Annotated in this window: 18 protein-coding genes; 6 read left to right on the plus strand and 12 right to left on the minus strand. The window is 50.3% G+C overall.

Annotated elements, in window-relative coordinates; all coding sequences use genetic code 11:
- Positions 1-46: 46 nt before the first annotated feature.
- Positions 47-388 (minus strand): tRNA-binding protein, encoded by a 342-nt coding sequence (locus ACFSUS_RS12160; protein ID WP_381522883.1) that lies wholly within the window; start codon positions 386-388, stop codon positions 47-49.
- 226 nt (positions 389-614) lie between these two features.
- Here ACFSUS_RS12160 and ACFSUS_RS12165 point away from each other — a divergent pair, with 226 nt between their 5' ends.
- Positions 615-1,985 (plus strand): PQQ-dependent sugar dehydrogenase, encoded by a 1,371-nt coding sequence (locus ACFSUS_RS12165; RefSeq protein WP_381522885.1) that lies wholly within the window; start codon positions 615-617, stop codon positions 1,983-1,985.
- Between the two features lie 150 nt (positions 1,986-2,135).
- On the opposite strand, the gene ACFSUS_RS12170 is transcribed toward ACFSUS_RS12165, so the two are convergent.
- The 6 genes from ACFSUS_RS12170 to ACFSUS_RS12195 form a co-directional block, all read right to left on the minus strand.
- Entirely contained in the window at positions 2,136-2,495 is a 360-nt protein-coding gene (locus tag ACFSUS_RS12170) for a hypothetical protein (protein ID WP_381522886.1), read from the minus strand.
- A gap of 108 nt (positions 2,496-2,603) precedes the next feature.
- Positions 2,604-5,294, minus strand: a complete 2,691-nt coding sequence (locus ACFSUS_RS12175) for an ABC transporter permease (protein WP_381522888.1) — start codon at positions 5,292-5,294, stop codon at positions 2,604-2,606.
- Entirely contained in the window at positions 5,291-5,629 is a 339-nt protein-coding gene (locus tag ACFSUS_RS12180; RefSeq protein ID WP_381522891.1) for a PadR family transcriptional regulator, read from the minus strand. The genes ACFSUS_RS12175 and ACFSUS_RS12180 overlap by 4 nt, the downstream gene beginning before the upstream one ends.
- Before the next feature lie 162 nt (positions 5,630-5,791).
- Complete coding sequence (locus tag ACFSUS_RS12185; protein WP_381522893.1) at positions 5,792-6,142, minus strand: winged helix-turn-helix domain-containing protein; 351 nt, start codon at positions 6,140-6,142, stop codon at positions 5,792-5,794.
- A 196-nt stretch (positions 6,143-6,338) separates the two neighbouring features.
- Complete coding sequence (locus ACFSUS_RS12190; RefSeq protein ID WP_381522895.1) at positions 6,339-7,406, minus strand: saccharopine dehydrogenase family protein; 1,068 nt, start codon at positions 7,404-7,406, stop codon at positions 6,339-6,341.
- A 28-nt stretch (positions 7,407-7,434) separates the two neighbouring features.
- Positions 7,435-9,690, minus strand: a complete 2,256-nt coding sequence (locus ACFSUS_RS12195; protein ID WP_381522898.1) for a hypothetical protein — start codon at positions 9,688-9,690, stop codon at positions 7,435-7,437.
- On the opposite strand from ACFSUS_RS12195, the gene ACFSUS_RS12200 reads away from it, so the two are divergent.
- Positions 9,689-11,059, plus strand: coding sequence for a cytochrome ubiquinol oxidase subunit I (locus ACFSUS_RS12200; protein WP_381522899.1), 1,371 nt, complete (start codon positions 9,689-9,691; stop codon positions 11,057-11,059). The two genes, ACFSUS_RS12195 and ACFSUS_RS12200, sit on opposite strands and share 2 nt — an antisense overlap.
- Before the next feature lie 108 nt (positions 11,060-11,167).
- Positions 11,168-12,202 (plus strand): cytochrome d ubiquinol oxidase subunit II, encoded by a 1,035-nt coding sequence (cydB, locus tag ACFSUS_RS12205; RefSeq protein ID WP_381522901.1) that lies wholly within the window; start codon positions 11,168-11,170, stop codon positions 12,200-12,202.
- On the opposite strand, the gene nfi is transcribed toward cydB, so the two are convergent.
- Positions 12,199-12,906: a deoxyribonuclease V gene (gene nfi, locus ACFSUS_RS12210; RefSeq protein WP_381522902.1), complete on the minus strand. Its 708-nt coding sequence runs from the start codon at positions 12,904-12,906 to the stop codon at positions 12,199-12,201. The genes cydB and nfi overlap by 4 nt on opposite strands.
- Before the next feature lie 85 nt (positions 12,907-12,991).
- A complete protein-coding gene (locus ACFSUS_RS12215) occupies positions 12,992-13,858 on the minus strand; it encodes a glycoside hydrolase family 16 protein (protein WP_381522904.1) in 867 nt (288 codons plus the stop codon).
- 325 nt (positions 13,859-14,183) lie between these two features.
- Between ACFSUS_RS12215 and ACFSUS_RS12220 the strand changes: the two genes are divergently transcribed.
- Complete coding sequence (locus ACFSUS_RS12220) at positions 14,184-14,642, plus strand: DoxX family protein (RefSeq protein WP_381522906.1); 459 nt, start codon at positions 14,184-14,186, stop codon at positions 14,640-14,642.
- A 21-nt stretch (positions 14,643-14,663) separates the two neighbouring features.
- Here ACFSUS_RS12220 and ACFSUS_RS12225 read toward each other — a convergent pair whose 3' ends face one another.
- Together ACFSUS_RS12225 and ACFSUS_RS12230 are read right to left on the minus strand one after the other, a co-directional pair.
- The gene (locus tag ACFSUS_RS12225; protein ID WP_381522907.1) at positions 14,664-16,040 is read right to left on the minus strand and encodes a serine hydrolase; all 1,377 of its coding nucleotides are present in this window, start codon (positions 16,038-16,040) and stop codon (positions 14,664-14,666) included.
- Positions 16,041-16,087: 47 nt separating this feature from the next.
- Positions 16,088-17,251 (minus strand): helix-turn-helix domain-containing protein, encoded by a 1,164-nt coding sequence (locus tag ACFSUS_RS12230; RefSeq protein WP_381522909.1) that lies wholly within the window; start codon positions 17,249-17,251, stop codon positions 16,088-16,090.
- A gap of 82 nt (positions 17,252-17,333) precedes the next feature.
- Here ACFSUS_RS12230 and ACFSUS_RS12235 point away from each other — a divergent pair, with 82 nt between their 5' ends.
- Positions 17,334-18,740: an Nramp family divalent metal transporter gene (locus ACFSUS_RS12235; RefSeq protein ID WP_381522911.1), complete on the plus strand. Its 1,407-nt coding sequence runs from the start codon at positions 17,334-17,336 to the stop codon at positions 18,738-18,740.
- Between the two features lie 28 nt (positions 18,741-18,768).
- On the opposite strand, the gene ACFSUS_RS12240 is transcribed toward ACFSUS_RS12235, so the two are convergent.
- A complete protein-coding gene (locus ACFSUS_RS12240) occupies positions 18,769-19,395 on the minus strand; it encodes a hypothetical protein (protein ID WP_381522913.1) in 627 nt (208 codons plus the stop codon).
- A 241-nt stretch (positions 19,396-19,636) separates the two neighbouring features.
- On the opposite strand from ACFSUS_RS12240, the gene ACFSUS_RS12245 reads away from it, so the two are divergent.
- Complete coding sequence (locus ACFSUS_RS12245) at positions 19,637-20,833, plus strand: hypothetical protein (protein ID WP_381522915.1); 1,197 nt, start codon at positions 19,637-19,639, stop codon at positions 20,831-20,833.
- Positions 20,834-20,836 lie beyond the last annotated feature (3 nt).

Consider the following 20,836-nt stretch of genomic DNA (forward strand, 5'->3'; position numbering starts at 1 on the left):
TGATGGATAAGGTAAAAAGTGCGTAGCAGCGACCTTATGGTATTGGTTAAGCAATTCGTAAGCCGTTTTTAGTGGGCCGCTCGGTTTGCAGAAGCGTTACGGTACCATCGTCGGCTACGGCACCCAAAATGAGACACTCACTGAAAAAATTAGCAATTTGTTTGGGCGGAAAGTTAAGAACCGCTACCACCTGTTTGCCAATCAATTCATCGGGTTGATAAAGCCTGGTTAGCTGAGCTGAGGTCCGCCTGATGCCGGAATCACCAAAGTCAATGGTTAGTTTATACGCTGGTTTCCGGGCTTCCGGAAAAGATTCAGCGGCTATGATCGTACCCGTACGAATCTCGACTTTTTCGAAGTCGGTCCAGGTCAATGGTGTAGTGGACATGCTTATTTGGCTGGTTAGGCATTTATCGCCTATCTTATTAAGGTTGGATAATGAGTCGGTAGCTTATTATTACGCATTGAAACGAACAGGAATACCTACGTTTGTCTGGTTAAAGGTAAACAACGGTACTTATTTCACGTTTTCGGCCAAAAACTTTTACTTCAAACGAGCCGTTTACCACGCGCCCAAATGCTTAGTCACCTAACCAACTAATTACTCATTTATCATGAAAGCAGCCTTGCTTTTGTTAACCGTTACCACAACGGTTGCCCTCGCCGGTCGACACGACGGACCAACCAAGCCAATTAAACCGAAAACACCTAAAGCTTCTACCTCACTTCCGGCTCCCGATCCAGATAATGGTGGCCTCAAACTGGCTAAAGGATTCAGCGCCCTGGTCTTCGCTGACAATTTAGGCAAAGCCCGGCACGCAGCCGTTGATCCGGTAACCGGAACGGTATTTGTTAAGCTCGAACGGCTGAAGGAAGGAAAGGGAATTGTTGAATTACTGGATACGAACGGCGATGGCCGTGCCGACCAGACCGTTACGTTTGGCGGCTATCCCGGAACCGGCATGGGCGTTTACAACGGTTACCTGTATGCTTCGGCCGACACCGCTGTGTATCGCTACAAGCTGACAAACGGCAAGGTCATGGACACCACGCCCGGTGAGCCTATTGTGACAGGGCTAACGCTCCAACGCCAGCACGCCAGCAAGTCGTTGGCTATTTCGACGGACGGCAAGTTGTTTGTCAACTTTGGCGCACCGTCCAATGCCTGTCAGGAAAAAGACCGGCAGAAGGGCTCGAAAGGTCAGGACCCCTGCCCAATTCTGGAGAACTACGCCGGTATCTGGGTGTTCGACGCGAATAAGTTAAATCAGAAGCAGTCGGATGGGAAGCGGTACGCGACCGGCATTCGCAACGCCGTGGCTCTCGACTGGAACAAAGCGACGAATACGCTTTATGCCCTGCAACATGGCCGCGACAACCTCAATAACTGGGGTGGCGTGTTTAACGATACGGTTAGCGCTGAGTTGCCTTCCGAAGAATTTTTGATGGTGAAAGAAGGCTCGGATTTTGGCTGGCCCTATTGCTATAATGACCATTACCAGAACAAAAAATTTTTAGCACCTGAGTATGGCGGTGACGGCAAAACTGAAGACCGCTGTGCTGGTAAAGAAAAACCAATCATGGCGTTTCCGGGGCACTGGGCTCCAAACGACCTGCTGTTTTATACGGGTGGCACCGGGGGCGCGAACGCCTTTCCGGCTCGTTACAAAAATGGCGCGTTTGTTTGCTTTCACGGCTCCTGGAACCGTGCTCCCTTGAAGCAGGGTGGCTACTTCGTGGCATTTATCCCGTTTGGGAAAGACGGACGTCCATCGGGCAAATACGAAGTGTTCGCTGAGAATTTCGCAGGAGTAGCCGAGCCAGGGGTGCCCGGTGAAACCGCGAACGCCGGTAAGCCCGATCTGGCCAGCCCCGGCGACGCTAAACACCGCCCGATGGGCCTCGCCGAAGGCCCCGATGGCTCGCTGTATATCACCGACTCGGTGAAGGGTACGGTCTGGCGGGTGATGTACGCTAAGAAGTAAGGTAACGGTCACCAACTACTTTTAATCGCCCAGAAAACAAGCCGTTTTCTGGGCGATTTCATTTACTTCTCCACCGTATCCTATATGTCTGTAACGCTTGCACAACAATTTGACAACATCTTTAACTGCGAGCGTTATAGTGACTATGGGCTATAGATGGTTCGCTCGGCTAATTCGCTTCATTGTGTATCCCATCATTGAAAGCGTACTCATCAGTACGACTAAGCCTGAAGCCGTCATACACAACCCGGGCATTTCGCGAAGCGGTAAGAATAAACCTTGAGATCGGAAAGCGCGGTACTTAACTAGTTCTTTTTGCAGCCAGTTTAAGCGTGATACATTAGTCGTCTGATCATAATTAATCTTGCGTCCGTTTTTGTAGCCATTGATTTGAATCGAAAGAGTTACACCGTTGTCGGAGATTCGCGTCCGGAGGACCGATGGCGTAGCGGCTTCGGCGCTTGTAAATATACTGATGCACAAGAGCAGTGTTATGAATAGAAGTTTCATGGTGATTCGCTGAGTTGTATAGGTAATATCGATACGGATAACTGACTTTGCCAGACAAAACAGCGCAGGAGGTATAGGATTGTTAAACCCCACGCCCCTTGCCCCACGCTATTCACTACGTAACGACTTAACCGGATTCATCAAGGCGGCTTTTATGCTTTGGAAGCTCACCGTTGCTAACGCTACCAGTATAGCCGCGACACTAACGCCCACGAATACCCAGCCATTTATCTCTATTCGCTGAGGGTAATTGTCCAACCATTTCTGCATGCCAAACCAGGCTAATGGAACTGCAATCGCTAAGGCAATCAGCACGAGCTTGATAAAATCTCGCGAAAGGGTAAAGATTATACCTGGAATACTAGCTCCCATTACTTTACGTATGCCAATCTCCTTAGTCCGCTGTTCAATCACCAACAAGGCAACGGCAAATAAACCAATGCACGACAGCAAAATAGCGATACTCGCAGCTAAGCTGAAGATTTGCGAAAGCTGCTCTTCGTTCTGATACCAGTCATCGACGTTTTCATCCAGAAACGAACCGATGAATTCGGATTGGGGAGCTACCTCGCTCCAAATTTGTTTTAGCTTACCGATCGAAGTGGTCAGGCTCTGGGGCGTAACCCGGACAAAAATATACCGGATCGGCTCACTATTAGACAGGTGCATGGTAATAGGCTTAGCTTCATCGGCTATAGAATACAACTGAAAATCCGAAACAACGCCGATAATCTGTGATTTGGTGCCGGTCGTATCCTTGTCGTCGCCAAGTAGCGTACCGACTGGGTTTTTCACGCCAGTTGATTTGGCCATACTTTCGGTGATGACCACTCGGTTCACCGAATCGCCCACGTACGCACGGCTAAAATCCCGACCCGCCACGAGTTTGATGTTAAGCGTTTTGAGATAGTCATAGTCAACCAGTAGCCAGTCGGTCGAAATTGGCTTGCCATTGTGGGTGAATCCCATCGTGGTCCGGATCGTTGCATGATCTTTGCCCCTGCCCAGATTAACGCCCGAACCAGTTACAGCCAGCACCGTTGGATCGTTGGCTAATCGGTTGCGCAGGCGTTGCAGCACTTGCCGACCATCCACTTGATTTCCGATCGGAATACTAATTACTTGTTCTTTATCAAATCCAACTGGACTTTGACGGAGGTGTTCTACCTGCTGCATCGCCACGATCGTACAGCAAATCAGTAAACAGGATAAAGCAAACTGCGTGACGATGAGTCCGTTGCGTAGGACGCCGGGTCGTTTCAGCGACACTTTCCCTTTTAGCACTTCCACCGTATTGAACCGGGCCATCTGCCAGGCCGGATATCCCCCAGCAATCAACGTAACCAAGACAAATAAACTTAGGATTAAACCAATGAAACCGGGTTGAAGCGCGTAGGATAACTCAAGTTGTGCGCCGAAGAACGCGTTGAATACGGGCATAAGAAGGAAGGCGAGCAGGCCTCCCAGCGTAAAGCCTAAAAAACAAATTACCGCCGATTCACCCCATATTTGGATGAACAGCTCGCTTTTGAGCGCACCTAACGACTTGCGAACGCCCACCTCACGCGCCCGCATAAACGACCGGGCCACGCTCAGGTTAGTGAAGTTGATGCAGGCGATGAGCAAGATAAAACAGCTCATGCCCAGCAGCACATAAACAACCGCAATAGGCGTACCTTTCCGGTCGGCCGACTCGCGGTCGAAGTGTACGCTGGAGAACTTGTCGAATCGTAGGGCTAGGAGGTCGCCCCGTGCGTCAGGTTTAGCTCCGTTGTTCTTTAACTCGGCCAGCTTATCGGCGTAATATTTTTGGGTAAACAGCTTTAGTCGGCCTTCTATGGTAGCTTGGTCCACACGGGGTGCTGTCTTGACGAAGAGCCTGAGTAAGTAGGCCTCCCAGTTGTCTTTATCCCGCTGGTAAGAAGGGTTGTTTTCAATTCGGATAAGCGCATCGTAATGAATCGTTGAGTTGTAGGGAGCGTCGCTTATAATGCCGGTGACGAGGTAGTCTTTGGTGTTGTCCACACTGCCAATCCGCAGGCGTTTGCCGATCGGATCGTCATTGCCAAACACGTCTTTAGCCATATTCTCACTGATAACGACGCTGTTTAATCCTTGCAGGGCCATCTTCTGGTCACCCTGGCGCAACGGAAAGGAAAACATCGTTAAGAAATCGGGGTCGGTCAGTACAATGTTTTTGTCAAAATACTTACCGTTGTATTCTACCAGATTAGGTCCACCAACCAGACGAGCAGCCCCTTCGACCTCCGGAAACTCCGCTTTTAGAGCTGGTTGTAAGGGGAAAGGCATCGACTCGGTCTTAATAGCTTCGTCGGGATTGTTAGCAAAGAAATACGCTTGAAAAAGGCGATCACCGTCCTTGTGGAAGGAATCGTAGGTTAGATGCAGATACGCGGTCAGAAACAGGAAGATGCAGATAGAGAAGGCCGCAGCTAAGCCGATTACGTTGATGGCCGCATATTCTTTACTTTTCCAGAGGTTGCGCAGGGCAATCTTGATGTACGAACGAATCATATCTGGATGGAAAGATGAGGGTTGAGAATACTGATCGGTTTGCTGGCGTCGGCGCACGAACGGAGGTAGTACGGATAGCACGTTCAAGACGTAGCGGAGGGTAGCCTGGGGCTCACCGGCTCGCTGGTACCAGTAGGCATACAGCTCGTCGAGGTCGCCCCCCACTTCTTCGAGCGTATTGGCCGGGTGCAGCCAAGTCAAGAGACGGTAAGCCCAGCGGGGTGGTCCGACGGGGCGGGGTGAGTTTGGCTTCGATGGATTCATAGCCCACTTAATTTCATTGTGTGCGGTGGGACTAATTGCCAAAGCTCGTTCCGCAGTTGCTGAATGTCCTGCAATGCCCGACCTCCTAAGGCCGTTACTCTGAACAGGCGCTTCCGCCGACCTCCGCGTTCGGTGGTGGCCCCGCCCAGCTCGGAGGTTACAAATCCCTTTTCCTCTAAGCGAATGAGCGTGTTGTGCACCGTGCCGAACGTCACCAGGCGACCTACATGCTGCTCAATTTCCTGCGATACCGTCACGCCATAGGCCTGTCCATCCAGAATGGCGACCATGAGTAATACGATCTCTTCAAACTCACCCAGATACGTGCGACGCATAGCCTAATGCATTAGTTTATATTTTATCGTACAAATCTGCGGCCAAATCATAAAATAGCCTTAAACAAGCTGTAAAGCACGTTCAAGGCTTATGGAAGTAACCGAAATTGTCCGCAAATGGACAATTTGGGTTCAGAATCGGACAGCGATAAAGAAGAGTCTTTAGGCAGGAAGATTTGTTAATTCGTTAGCCAGAAATTGTTGAAACCGTTCCTGAAGGCCGCGGTAATGAGTAAGGTATTTTTCACCTTCGGAAGTGACAACGGCACCTCCCCCTTTATCACCTCCCGTTTGGGTAATCACCAGGGGCGTATCAGCCTGAGTGTTCATGGAATGCACCAATTCCCAGGCTCGCTTATAGGACATCCGCATAGCTTTAGCCGCCTGATTGATCGAACCGGTTCGCTGGATATGGCCGAGTAGCTCCATTCGGCCGATGCCCATGAATCGCTCGGTGGCGTCGGCTGATGTGGTTTCGAGCCAGATACGGCCGTTGATGCGGAGGTTATTCATGCCTAAAGAGAAAGAGTGATTGAACCGCTAAAGTACAATAGGGAAAACCTATTCAAGTTAGCCAATCGGTCTTTTCCTAGGTATAGTCGCAGGCTATGCTTGGGGCTAACCGGTTCGGAACCGGAAGTGCTAGAAAAAACTCCGGTCGGAGACCAGACAACGCCATAGCATAGTCTCAGACTATGCTAAACTACAACTATACCGTTATGCTTTCCCAAATTACGCCCTCAATTTCTGTAATCAGATCGGCGCCATACAAACCCGCTGGTGTTTGGTAACCGGCCCGCCAATGACCGTTGAGTACCTTTCGAGTAATGGTTAAGGCGCTTAAAGCGGTGAGTGTATAGCCCTCGGGACCGTGAAGCCGCGCTTCCACGACTTGCCCGGTTTCATTCCACGCTTTTCCCCAGACGTGGGTGCGAGCGCGTTGCCGAACGGCTTCATCGGGCCCGGTGACGTTGCTCGAAACGCGTTCTCGCAGAAAGGATTGCAACGCGGGGTTTTTCAGTAACCAACCGAGATAATTTCCGGTCTTAGCCATCCAGATATGCCCCGTCGATGCGCCCATGAACGTTTCGATAGTGGGAATGCCGGTTGTCCAGTAAGCGGTAGCCAGATCACCCCAGGGGATAGCCATACAGGGACGTACTCGTCCGTTTCCGAAGTCGACCCAAACCGTGTTGTGTGCATAAGGCACGGCTGTAAGCTGGCCATCCTTCCGAATCATGCCACCGACGCCCAAGCCTTCGAGAGCAGTTTGCGCCGTACCGTGCGACAAGCCGCCACCGTTATTGGCAAACGCCAGTTGCAGGTGCGTTGCAGTGGGCAGTTGATCTTTCAGGTAGCGCGCCATGCAGTCGGTTGGGACAACGTCAAAGCTAACGCCCGACATGAGCATGATGTTCGCCTGCAGGGCGGCCCCATGGCGTTTCATGCCTTGTTCAAACACAGCTACTTCGCCGGTAATGTCGAGGTAGTGGGTGCTGGTACATAAGCATGCTTCTTGCATGGGAGCCGCGGTTTTTGAAAAAGGACCCGCGCAATGAAGTACCACGGGTATGTCCTGCAGCATAGCGTTCAGTCCTGACGTGTTACTGAGATCTGCTACGCGGTAGGATAGGCCATGCTTTTCGGCAAGAGGCTTTACTTTAGTTTCGTTACGTCCGGCCAGAATAGGCGTTAGTCCAAACGAGTTGGCCAGATCAATAATCAGTTGGGCAGTGAAACCGTTTGCGCCATACAGCAGAAAAGTTGATTCTGGCATTGTGTCCACGGGTTAATGGTTACTTCTTTTACTTAACCCGATTCACTCCCATTCGTCTAAACGCTCCTTTTAAGGTGGCCAATTTTTCATTCTTTAAGCTGATCGAGTCTTTAGCCTGCTGACTTAAATTACGGGCTACACTTTCTGATAAAAACCACCCTAACGGATACTTGTCATTGTACGCCAGGCGTAGCGTCAGGTAATTGGTTTTAGGGTTGGTGAAGCGGTCCATGAAGGAATTGAACATGTTATCGCGCGTGATGGAACCGTTGTCCCAGGCATTGAAAAAGCCTAGTAAGGGCACCTGAATCTCCTGCAAAATGGATCGCTTATGAGGTAGCTTTTCAGCCGTATTGCCGTTTTGGATAAACAGTATGTAAGGAATAATTTTTACCTGGTTAACGGTGTCGAATCGTTGGATGGAAGGTACCAGATTATTGAGTAGCTGCATGCAGGTTTCAACGCCCGAATTGTCGAAGTAGCCCCCGTCGACAATGTGTCCGCCATACGCCCGCTTATTCCCTTTAGTATCAACAGTATCTTTCTGAATTAAACCGCCGTTCGTTACCACCGGGAAACGGCTACACAACGAAGCTGCTGTTTTGAGGGGAACATCTGCTCCCAGTACATCCAGGGTTGATACCACGTCTTTGAAATAGCCGGGGTCGAGCTTCAAGTTTGACGTAATGATCTTCTGCCCCGATTCGGCCAGGGTACCATTCAAGAGTAGCGATGGCAGGTCGTAGTTGTAGCCCGTTGGGGTTTGATACAACTGCGTCAGCGACGAATCGAGGGTGCGCAACTTCAGGTTGTCGTTATAGGAATCGGCCCAGGAGTCTTCGAGCCACTTGCCCCGTTCAAGCGCAGCAATTGGAAACGGTAAAATGCGTTGAATCGATTCGGGGAAAAGCAGTGCTGCTGATACGCCCGATAAATAATCGTCACGAATAACCTTGCGAAACTGGTCGAACGCACTAATTCGCTGCGATTCGGCTATATCGCGTAGGAAGGCTGTATAGAACACCGTGCCAACACCCCCGCCCGATACGCCACTGAGTGCATAAACATGGCGGCTAAATCCGGGTATAATCGAGTCGAGTCGGATGAGCGTTTCTGCCGTCCAGTTTAGTGCCCGAATGCCCCCTCCTTCGGCCGCAACCAGCACCAGCGGAATCCTGTCACCGTCTTCCTGCCGACGGGCCGCTACCCACTGAGCAAAGTGCGATTCGACCGTGGGGCGCTGGTCGATAGAAGGCACGGAAGGACTTACTGCCTTCCGGATGGCGGTATTGTCGTTAAACGCGCTGACAACAATGAAGTAAACGAATACCAGCAGCACAAGAGGACGGTATCGGTAGTCGTTGAAATAAACAACGAGGCTACCCCAGAATGTAAATAACGTAATGCCAAAAATAATGACCGCCGTAGGACGCAAACGACGCGCGATTTCCCATTCGACGGGCAGGCTGAACAACGTGATCAAAAAAACCGTCAACGATAGGCCAACGCTGACCACTAAACGGCCGAGCGGATGACGCCATAATTCCCGGATATCTTGTCGGAAACTAGTGTAGCGGTTGGTAAATTTCCACTGGTTGGGAATCGCAAAAATTGGTATATGCCTTTCAAGCCAGAGAAACAGGGCCAGCATTAGTCCACCTTCGAGCAGTAGTAAATACAAGTGCCAATGATGCGGTTGCCAAAACGCATACGCCAGGATAACCGTCGGCATGAGGCCGCCAATTTTAGGAAGCCACCGCAACAACCAATCACACTGATGATTGATGCGGAGCCCCACCGGCGAGATGTGTAGAATCATGCGTGTACAACCGTAAACAATGCAGCTCCAGATAAAGGCACTGAGTAAGATGTATTGAAACAACCGACTGAAAACGCCCGTGTCAATAACGGCGTCAAGCATGTCTTCGGCCTGGTCCGGAACGGTCAGGACATACAGCGCAATGAGCAGGGTGACAATGATGATAAACGCATTGCGTTGCGTCTGATAAAACGCGACAATGTAATTGCGTATCTGCTGCGAAAAAGTGGGTTTTGAGATTGTTTGCACGAGAAATCGGCTTGTTACGTTGAGTGGGGTCAAGATAACCGTTTCGCCAGTCATCGCCAGTTGAAATGCTTTATTTTTGTGAAAAAAGACTTGAAAATACTCCTCTTTGACGGCATCTGGTCGTACCTTTCGGGCGGTAGCTGCTTCGCCGAAGCGCACCGACGTTGAGCCGGTGCGCGGCTTGGGCGACCCATCCCGGCTATCATCATACGACATGGATGATGTTACCCTCCTCTCTCGAATACAGTTCGCGTTTACCATCGCTTTTCACTACATCTACCCGCCCCTGAGTATTGGCCTTGGCGTTTGTCTGGTAGTGATGGAAGGGTTGTATCTAAAAACAAAAAACAAGGTTTACGAAGAACTGACCCGGTTTTGGGTCAAGATTTTTGCGCTCATCTTCGGTATTGGCGTCGCTACGGGCATCGTTATGGAGTTTGAATTTGGCACCAACTGGGCTACGTACTCGCGCTACGTTGGCGACATCTTTGGTTCGGCGCTGGCTGCCGAGGGTATTTTTGCCTTTGCCATGGAATCAGCTTTCCTCGGCATCTTAGTATTCGGCTGGAACAAGGTTAGCCCACGAGTGCACTTTCTGGCAACGGTACTGGTAGCGCTGGGTTCCATCTTCTCGGCGCTCTGGATTGTGGTTGCCAACTCGTGGCAGCAAACGCCCGCTGGATATCGCATAGAAGGAGAGGGGATGCAGGCACGGGCCATTGTGACCGACTTCTGGAAAATGGTGTTCAATCCATCGTCGGTCGAGCGGTATTCACACGTCTTGATTGGCGCACTGCTGGCCGGGTCATTCCTGGTGTTAAGCGTTAGTGCCTGGTATATTTTGAAAGGGAAGTACGTTGTCCATGCGCAGGCCGCGTTCCGGATTGCGTTGTGGGTCGCGGCCGTATCGTCGCTGGGGCAATTGTTCACGGGCCATAAATCAGCGGAGGTTGTTACTAAGTATCAGCCCGCCAAACTGGCTACAATGGAAGGCCATTTTGAGAAGTCGGCTCCGGCGGATATGTATCTTCTGGGCTGGGTTAATGCCAGAGAGCAGAAAACATCTGGTCTGAAAATTCCGGGTGGCCTGTCGTTTTTAGTACATCAGGATTTTAAAAAGCCGATTCCTGGTCTGAATAGCTTTAAACCTGAAAATCGCCCGACTGCAATCAACTTTGTTTTCCAGACGTACCACCTGATGGTTGCCATTGGCATGACGCTTATCGGGCTGACGATGTTCAGCCTGTTCCTGCTGTACAAAAAAAAGCTTTTCCAGACGCGCTGGCTGATGGTCGTTTTTGTATGGGCCGTGCTGCTGCCGCAAATTGCGAATCAGGTAGGCTGGTATACCGCCGAAGTAGGTCGCCAACCATGGGTTGTGTATGGCCTGCTCCGAACTTCCAACGCTTTGTCGCAAGCGGTTAAAGCCGAGCATGTACTAGCCTCCTTAATTCTGTTTACGCTGGTGTACGTGATGTTGTTTGCTCTGTTTGTGTACCTGCTGAACAAAAAGATCCAGCACGGCCCCGATGTAGAGTCTGACAAGCACGAGCCATCTTCACGCATGAACCCGGTACTTAATTAAAGAGTGAAAGCGCGAAAGAGTGAAAGACTGAATAAGCGCTACCAACCGAAAACTTTCACTCATTCGCTCAATCACTCTTTCACTCTTCCGCACTTTCACTCTTTAACCATGGATACAGTTCTTGGTATTGATCTTCCCACGTGGTGGTTTTTGCTGATTGGCGCGCTGATCAGCGGTTACGGAATTTTAGATGGGTTTGATTTAGGTGCTGGTGCCTTACACCTATTTTTTCAGAAAGAACAAAGTCGCCGGATTGCGCTCAACGCCATCGGGCCTGTTTGGGACGGAAACGAGGTCTGGCTGGTTATTGGAGCCGGGTCGCTGTTCGCTGCGTTTCCTTTAGTATATGGCACCATTCTGTCGGTATTCTACCTGCCTTTTATCTTCTTTCTGGTTGCCATTATTTTTCGGGCTATTTCGATTGAGTTTCGGAGTAAGGAAGAAATGAACTGGTGGCGTAAGCTGTGGGATATTAGCTATTCGGTTTCCAGTATTGCTATATCCTTGCTTTTGGGTCTGATATTGGGTAACCTAATTCAGGGCATACCGCTCAACGCGAAGCATGAGTTTGTTGGTCGGTTAAGTGATTTCTTTAACCCTTATGCTGGGTTAATTGCTGTGACAGTGCTATCCCTGTTTATGATGCACGGGGCGATGTATCTGATCATGAAAACGGAAGATCGGATTTATGCCAAACTGACCATCATCGCCAACAACACCAGCAAGTTTTTCATTTTATGCTTCATAGCTACGTCGCTGGCGACCCTCATCTACGTACCGCATATGACGGCCATCTTTAAAGCGTATCCGGAACTGTTTGCCTTGCCATTAGCGGCTGTGCTGATTGTGTTGAACATTCGTCGGAGCATTGAAAAGCGACAGTACCGGCGTGGCTTTATGTCGTCGGCCATCACGACGGCACTCTTGCTGATCTTATTTGCGATGGGACTTTACCCGAACCTTGTGCTGTCGAATGTCGATCCCCGAGGGCACATTAGTATCTACGAAGCGGCTTCATCGGATGGTTCATTGCGAACCATGCTGCTGTTTGCCTTCATTGGCATGCCTTTAGTAGCCACCTACACATTGTTCATGTTCTGGACCTTCCGGGGCAAAGTGAAGTTGGAGGAGCACAGTTATTAATCCGCTTTTCGTTCTCCTCTTCGCAGCGCATTGACCAGGTTGTGCGTCCGGCGCGTGGGTTCGGGAATTCGGTAGCCGTATCCACGTCGGCCGCCATCGCAACGGAGCGTCAGATTAATGGCGGTTTCCAGATCAATCAGATGACCGGGTGATACGTATACTGGGTTGACTTTGTTTTTAGTGCGCAGTGCAGCGCCCACTACGTCTTTGTAATGCGTCATGGGCGACCAGGAACCACGCTCTGGCGCGGGCTCTTCGTACTTACCCACCAGCACGGATTTAGCGCAACCGAACGTGGGCCGATTCAGAAATAAGCCCCCGTGCGAGGCAATACCGATTCGGCGTGGATGCGCGATGCCCTGCCCATCGAACATGACCACATCGGGTTCGGTCTTTAATTTCTGCCAGGCTTCCAGCAGCGACGGTATTTCGCGAAACGACAGCAGGCCTGGTACGTAAGGAAAGGTTGCCGAACTGATTACGCCAACTTCTTCAATGGTTTCCAGCGTCTCCAGATTCAGGACAACAATGCCGGCATATACGGTCTCTTCAAACTTATTAAAAGAAATGTCGCAGCCTGCAATCGTTTGGGGCGTCGCCGTTAGCGGCTCAATACGAATTTGGGAGCGTAACTGTTGTTGGAGCGCAACAGCATCGGTGGGCGAGATGTTGGTCCAGTCGTGAAGAGGTTTGTAAGTAGCCATGCGTCCCTAACCGTTAAGACAGGGTACTGGTTTATTTTATAACACAGGGCTGGCGCTTTGATGCTGATGGTTTGTGAATTGGCTTTTATTTCTGATAAACGCGTACGTAGTCAATCTCATACTTGCTGGGGAACGTAGTGCCAGACGGATCACCCCCGTTATCGCCCCCAATGGCCAGATTCAACAGCATGTAGTGCGGCTGCTGAAATGGGTTCTTGTTTGAGCCATCGCCATTGATTGTTTCTTTGAGGTCAACATGGTTTAACAATAAATCGTCGACGTACAAATCGATGGCCGTCTCGGTCCAGTCCATGCGCCAGATATGGAATTTCTTGGCCCAATCAGGATCATTGAAAGAGGCAACCGTTTTCGTTTTGCTGCGCCACTCGGCCGTCCAGCGTTTGTTGGTTCCCCAGGCTACGTTCGCTAATAGCTTATCTTTGTAATACTCCATAATGTCGATCTCACCATTGGACGGCCATTCGCCTGCTACGCCGAGCGTCCAGAAAGCGGGCCACAAGCCGGGGCGGGCATCGATACGTCCACGCATCTCGAAGCGTCCGTATTTCCAGCTTTGTAGGCCGGCAGTTTGTAAGCTGGACGAGGTGTAATCAATGAATTGACGTTTGGTTTTCCAGTCGGTACTGTTGGCTTTGTAAGTCGGATTCTCCCGGCGCTCCCGACGGCCCTCAATGACTAACATGCCGTTGGCACAGCGGGCGTTATCTGGCTGATACCACTGGAGTTCGTTATTGCGTACGAAGCCCTGCTCAAATTTCCAGTTTTTGGGATTGGGTACGCCATCCGTATTGAATTCGTCTGACCAGGCTAATTTCCAGGTAGAGTCTGGTTGAGACGGGCCATCCGGAGCCGTTACCTGATCGGGAGGGGTTATTGCTTTTTGGCCACAACTCAATACGGAAAGCGATAACAGCAAAGCAAATAATCTCATTGTCTACAAGTATTTAAATGAGCATACTGATACTATGGACAAATAAGGGGTGTTTTTCTTACAATTTGGGCCCATAAAGCGCTTTTCTTACTGTTAGGCCTGCTAGGTTAGGTAGCGGTTCTCGGTCTGAAGCAGCAATGGAGACGTAGTTCTGATCTGCGTTAGTCGAGGCCTTATGTGGGTATAGACTGTTGGGACAGTCAGTTTTGAGTCAGCCCTTTACATTAGATTAAGTCGTGCGATAAAAATGCGCTAAACACCTATTAGCCTAATTTGTTGTCTGATAACTAGCTCATAACTTCTTGTCTCGTCGAATTTTCTGCTTATGAACCCAAGCACTCGTAGTCCGGATCAGTCAACTGGCTCTGCGCCACCACTTGGCGTTATGGCCAGCCCGTCAGCCGTTCATTCGTGGCTGCTATTACTTCGCATTTCGGTCAATGGCTTTATGCTCACGCACGGCATCCCCAAATTAATCAGGATTCTGAACGGAGATATGTCGTTCGGGGATCCCCTTGGCATAGGTAGCGGCCCCTCACTTGTTCTGGCCACCTTTGCTGAAGCAGGTTGCGCCGTTCTTGTGCTGCTGGGCTTTTACACTCGCCTGGCAACGCTACCGCTCATGTTCACCATGCTGGTTGCTGCTTTTATTGCACATGGTGGTGACCCCTTCGGGAAGAAAGAACTATCGTTGCTATACCTGTTGATTTACGCCACACTGTTCTTTGTCGGTCCTGGTAAATATTCAATCGATGGGCGTCGCGTAAACAACTGGCGGTTCTAATGCCATTCCTTTCATTAAGCTTTAATTCAACCTCTTCCATTCCGTATCCTGACCGAGTTCGCGCAGCGTGAACTTTACCACCTTGCCCGATTCATCTTTTTGGAATGTCAGCCGCGTATTATGTGCCCCGATAAAGAATTTGTCTTCGCCACTTACGTTCAAGCCCAGCTCCGAAAATTGGGTTTTTCCTTTACCCTGAGCATATAGCCTATCGTCCTTCAGCACGATGTCGATCCCGAATTTATCATTGAGTACGTAACTACCAATGTATTGACGTAATGCCGCTTTATCAAGTTTCACTTGCTGAAGCGGCTCCCACAGATCATACGGCTTGTTCATAACGACGGCCGAAAGGCCCATCACGAGCGGAAATAGCGAGTCGTCGTAATTACCGAAGTTATTAAATAAGATGATCGTTATGTCTTCCCCAGGATAGTAAACGAACTCGGACATGAAACCGGGATAGCCGCCACTGTGCCGCATGTATCGTTTACCTGAGTAATCACCTATCATCCAGCCGTATCCGTAATCATTTAGCCGCGGTGTAAAAGCCTCCTTCCACGATTTTGGAGAGATCAGTTGCTGGTCAGCGACGGCCCGACCCCATTTGTACATATCGCTGGTGGTGCTATAGATAGACCCGGCCGAGTACACCACCGTCGAGTCGTAATGCGGGTAAGGTGAGTAGTAGTCGGCGGTCAAGGTGTCGTAGCCGAACGCCCTCGATTGCGCGGGGAGGTTGATGAAATCAAAGCCGGAATGTGTCATACCGAGTGGTTGAAAGACCATTTCGCGCATGGCTTGCTCGTAGGGCTTGCCGGTCACTTTTTCGATAATCATACCCAGCAGGAAGTACGCGGAATTGTTGTAAGAAAACTGTTTGCCGGGTGTAAATTCCAATGGTTTGTTCCAGAATAGCTCCAGCACGCGCTCCTTCGGCACCGGGTGGCAGACGATGGCTGAATCGCCCTCGTCAATCATTTGGGTAAAATTGAAAATGCCCGACGTATGCGTCATCAGGTGGTGCAGCTTGATCTGATTACCATTGGGATAGTCAGGGAAGTATTTGCTCAGTTTATCCTCTACCGACAGTTTACCCCGCTCCTGTAACATCAGAATAAGCGCCGAGGTAAACGATTTCGTAATGGACAAAATAGGAAAACGGGTGCTGGTGTCATTTGGTGCTTTGGTTACGGCGTTGCGGACGCCATGCGCCTTGTGCAGTAGAACTTTTCCTTTGTGCGCTACCAAAAGCGCGCCGTTGAAGCGGTAGGCCTGTTGAGCCGAGGTAAGGTATTCATCCAGCTTTTCGGCAGTAGTTTTGGCCGGTTGAGCATTGAGTGAAGGGGCTAGGATTTGGACGAGCAGTACGGTAGCCGTCCACAGTAGACTTTTCATGAGACGTTGATTCATGGCCCAAAACAAGCCTGAATCAACGTGTTAATCTACTCAAATCCGGATTTGAGCGTTGTTTTTGTTTGTTTGGCTACGTATTCCGTCGGCGAAACACCCATCATCTGCTTAAACGTCCGTTGGAAGGTAGCCTGCGAATTGAACCCGCACTCGAAAGCAATGCCGGTTAACGTCAGGTGTTCGCTGGCCGGGTCGGTCAGCCGTTGCTTCACAGCTTCGATGCGGTATTCGTTAACGAATGTATTAAAGCTTTTTTGCAGGTACTGGTTGAGCACAAACGAAATCGTTTTAGGAGGCATTTGGAGGTGTCGGCCGACCTTGTCAACCGTTAATTCCGGGTCGAGGTAAAGCTTGTCTTTTGCCATAGCCTTCTTCAACGACTCAACAACCTGATTCACCGTTTCATTGGGCAAAGTGGTTGTGCTGGCTTTTCGGACGACTGGTTCAACTGAACTACTCCGCGCATGTAAATACCCCTTCAATCCTATCCAGTAAATTAGTACAGCGATGGGAATGTAAATCGGGTACCAACCAAACTTGTCCAGCAAAGCCGAACGTGTACCGGGGATAATATACGGCACTAAGTGTATGAACCAAACTACTTGAAAAACCAGCATAATAATCAGGAGCTGGCGCACCCAACGGACGTTCTGTTGCTGACGCTCAACTTTGTACCCCTTGCCGGTTGGTGTGTGCCGATCCAGCCAGCGTTTAGCCAACACTAAGTAAACCGCCATCGACAGCCAGCGCGGAATATCGGAGTAGGTGTTGTATTCGTCCATGACCTCCCCCCATTTGAGGCCGCTGTTACTCGGCCAGGCGCCTGCTAACGCGCCGATGACAAACGTCCAGCCGATGAGTTTGGCCCCCCAGTCGATCAAGACAGGATAGAATTGTATCCGTTCCCATTTACCCAGCCGAAACGTTGGATCAAGCACCGACTTCGTGTAGAAGTAGATCAAGGGCCCAAGCGGCATGGCATTGATGAACGGCAATAAGTCCAGCGCCAGATTTACCCAGTTATTCCTGATGGGAACAGACACCCCCAGACTTGCCAGGGCCAACAAGCCGATCACCCAAGCCAGCAGCCGGTTCGACAAGCGGTTACCTTTCCGGTTGAACCATAGCAGCGACGCCAGAATAAAACCTTGTGACATACCGAGTAGCAGGAGCAGGTCGAAGGGCGAAATAGTCATGCGGTAAGCTACAAAAAAACCAAATTGCTTTACCCAGGCAAATCTGTTTTGCTTACGGTATTATTGCCAGTCGGACTGCTTTATGATTAACGATACAAACCTTACGGCCTTGACCTCTTCTACCCAGCCAACACCGTCTCCACCTGATCCGTATGCGCTCGCACCTAATCTTGTTCAGGATGCGCCCAATACCTTTCGTGGCCAACTGCGTCACCTCGGTCCGGGCTTCATTTTGTCGGCGGCTATTGTTGGCTCAGGTGAGTTGATTGCTACGACGGCACTGGGGGCAAAAGCTGGTTTTGTTGCGTTTTGGGTAATTCTGGTTAGCTGTTTTGTGAAGGTGGCCTTGCAGCTCGAATTTGGTAAAAACGCCATCTATTCAGGTTTGCCCACCATGCAGTCGATAAATCGATTAGCAGGACCGCGGCTTGGACGTGGTCACTGGACGATCTGGCTCTGGCTGAGTTTGCAGACGTTAAAAGTGTTGCAGGTAGGCGGTATTGTGGGCGGAGTCGCTCTCGTGTTGAACATGGCTTTCCCAGGCATACCAGCAAGCGTGTGGGCCGTATTGTCAGCTGCGTCAGCTGCTCTGCTAATCTATCAGGGGTATTACAGTTGGGTTGAGAAAGGCTCCTTACTAATGATCCTCTTATTTACGGCAATGATCTTGCTATCGTTGCTGATGCTCCAACGTACCGATTACGCTATCAGTGGTTCACAATTGCTAGAAGGATTAACATTTTCGCTGCCACCAGCCACGGTTGCTGTCGCGTTAGCCGCTTTTGGCATTACGGGAGTCGGTGGCGACGAAATCATGTATTACACGTACTGGTGTATCGAGAAGGGCTATGCCGCCTACACGGGCCCCTACGAAGATTCGACGGCCTGGGCCGAGCGGGCAAAAGGCTGGATTCGGGTGATGACACTCGACGCGCTTTGCTCAATGATCGTGTACACGACCGTAACGGCGGCTTTCTACTTGCTGGGCGCGTCGTTGCTACACGCAGGAGGTGGCGTTCCCGAAGGGTATGCAATGGTCGAAACCCTGTCGCGGTTGTTCACGGTCAGCCTTGGTCCGGGAGCCAAAATAATCTTTATGGTTGGTGCCTTTTTTGTGCTATACTCCACACTCTTTACGGCAACTGCCAGCTGGTCACGCATTTTTGCGGATGCCTTTGGTCAATTAGGCTGGCTGAAATTCAGTGACCCTGTTGTGCGCCGGAAGTCTATCGCTACCTTGTCCTGGGCCTTTCCGGCGCTTTGGTGTCTGCTGTTCCTGTTTATCAAACTACCCGTGTTAATGATTCTCTTAGGAGGCATCGCTACGTCGGTGCTACTGCTGGTCGTGGTCTGGGCCGCTATTCAATTTCGATATCGTCAGCTACCCATTAGCTTAAAGCCGTCCGTCGGCTACGATCTTTGGCTGTGGTTAAGCATCCTCTCTATCTTAGGGGTGAGTATATATGGTGTTTGGCAGGTGATGTTTTAGATATACTTCAAACACATAGGAACAGAACTTAATCAACAATCTTAACCCGAATCTTGTGCGGAGCGGGCTGATTGCCGCCAAAATACAAGCCGGTTTTATAAGCAAACGACTTATTGTGCGTAAACGGCACAGTCTGCTGGGCTCCCAGAAACTGATATACCTTCCGATTATAGTCGATTCGGATGGTTAGCTTCGTCGGTACGTTAATGAAGGCTTCGGCGACTTTAAAATCAATTCGTTTACCTTCTACATAAGCATAGGCTCCCAGGTCGATCCGTTGCCGTTGTGGATTCCAGCGCCAGCCGATGCGGGCACCGTCAATTTGGTGGGGTGGTATGCCCGTCGTTACGTCCTGGTTTTGCGAGCCTACAAAGCCTAAGCCAATTACTTTGTTCCAGTCATCAGCGTCGACTGCGCCAATGTCGTAGATACAGGTGCTGTCGAACGTAACGGTTGCCGAAACCTCTTCGGGGCTAATGACTATTCCAACTTTGCGTTTGGGGAGCGGTTCGTGGTCGCCGGCCTCAATGACAACCCAGTCGGGGTCAGAGACTAAAAAATCAGGAATGCACGAATTCACCAGCATTAATAAGCCAATGAATAGGGGTGTTGTGATGGTGAAATGTCTTATGGGTAGCTTCTTAACGAGTTGCATAGTGATGGAACACAGATGATTCCTGTGCGAATAACGCTGTAAATCAATTAACTTATTGTCCCACTTACTCAAAATGATTTATTATAGACATAACCAGCAAACGACCAATAAGGCTACAACCGCAATACAGTTTTGTTAAATAGCACCTCAGACAGCTTTTCTTTCTGTTCAGACGCTAGTCCGATGAGACGCAAATAACCTTTTGTACATTGCTTCAATTCCTTCAAACCATTTCACTACTATGCAGTCTGCCAATTACGTTGACAACTGGCGGTTGGGCACCCCGAAATACATTTATGCTGTAGTTTTTTCTTCATTGTGCGTCGTGATCGGTCTGCTTTGGGACATCATGTGGCACATTAGTATTGGGCGGGATGGGCTCTTCGCGCCACCCCACATGGTTATCTACGTTGGCGCTGTGGTGGCGGGCTTGTTCTCGACCTATCAGATACTTCGCCTTACGTTGACCAACAATCCCACCGACCGAGCTAACGCCGTGCCGTTCTGGGGCGTTTTTTATGCGCCGTTAGGGGCCATGTTTTCCGTATGGGGAGCGCTGGCTATGCTTACGTCGGCCCCCTTCGATGACTGGTGGCATAACACTTATGGTCTGGACGTTCAGATTCTGACTCCACCTCATACCATTCTGGTGATTGGCATCATGACCGTACAGTTCGGGGCCATGGTAAGTGTACTGGCGTTGCAAAACAAATATCGGGGCTTCCTGACGCAAGCCGATCCTAAGGCTAATCTGTTGAAGTGGCTGTTTGCTGCGGCTGCCGGGTTGCTCTTAACCATGTTATTTACCTTGGTGTCGGAGTCGATGGGTAATCATGAATCGCATAGCTCCGGGTATTACGTTACAGCCGCTATCATTTTTCCGTTCTTTTTGTTAGCGGCTGGTCGAGCTTCTCTGTTGCGCTGGCCGATTACGGCAATTGCCGGTATTCATATGCTGATGTTGGTTGTACCGAGCTGGATACTTCAGTTTTTTCCGGCTACCCCGCGGTTGGGTCCAGTACTTAACCCAATTACGCATTATCAGCCGTTCCATTTTCCCCTCCTGCTTATCATTCCCGCCTTTGTTCTTGACTGGCTGATGCATCGATTTGATAACCCCAACGGTGGCAAAAAGCTAAACGACTGGCTACTGGCGGGGTTGCTGGCGGTGACCTTCATGTTCGTGCTGTTAGCTGTTCAATGGCCGTTCAGCGAGTTTTTGCTCACCTCGCCCTACGCCCGAAACGGCTTTTTTCTGTCGTATACCTGGAGTTACGACAGCCCACCTGACTGGCAATATCGATACGCATTTTCACCCTGGCATACGCAATCGCCTGCTGATTTCTGGACGGGATTTGGGTTAGCCTTAGTATACGCTACGCTGTCGGCCCGGGTTGGATTGCTGTGGGGGAACTGGATGAAACGGGTGGTAAGGTGATTA

It is taken from the genome of Spirosoma soli, assembly GCF_042684525.1.
Classification (GTDB): Bacteria; Bacteroidota; Bacteroidia; order Cytophagales; family Spirosomataceae; genus Spirosoma; species Spirosoma soli.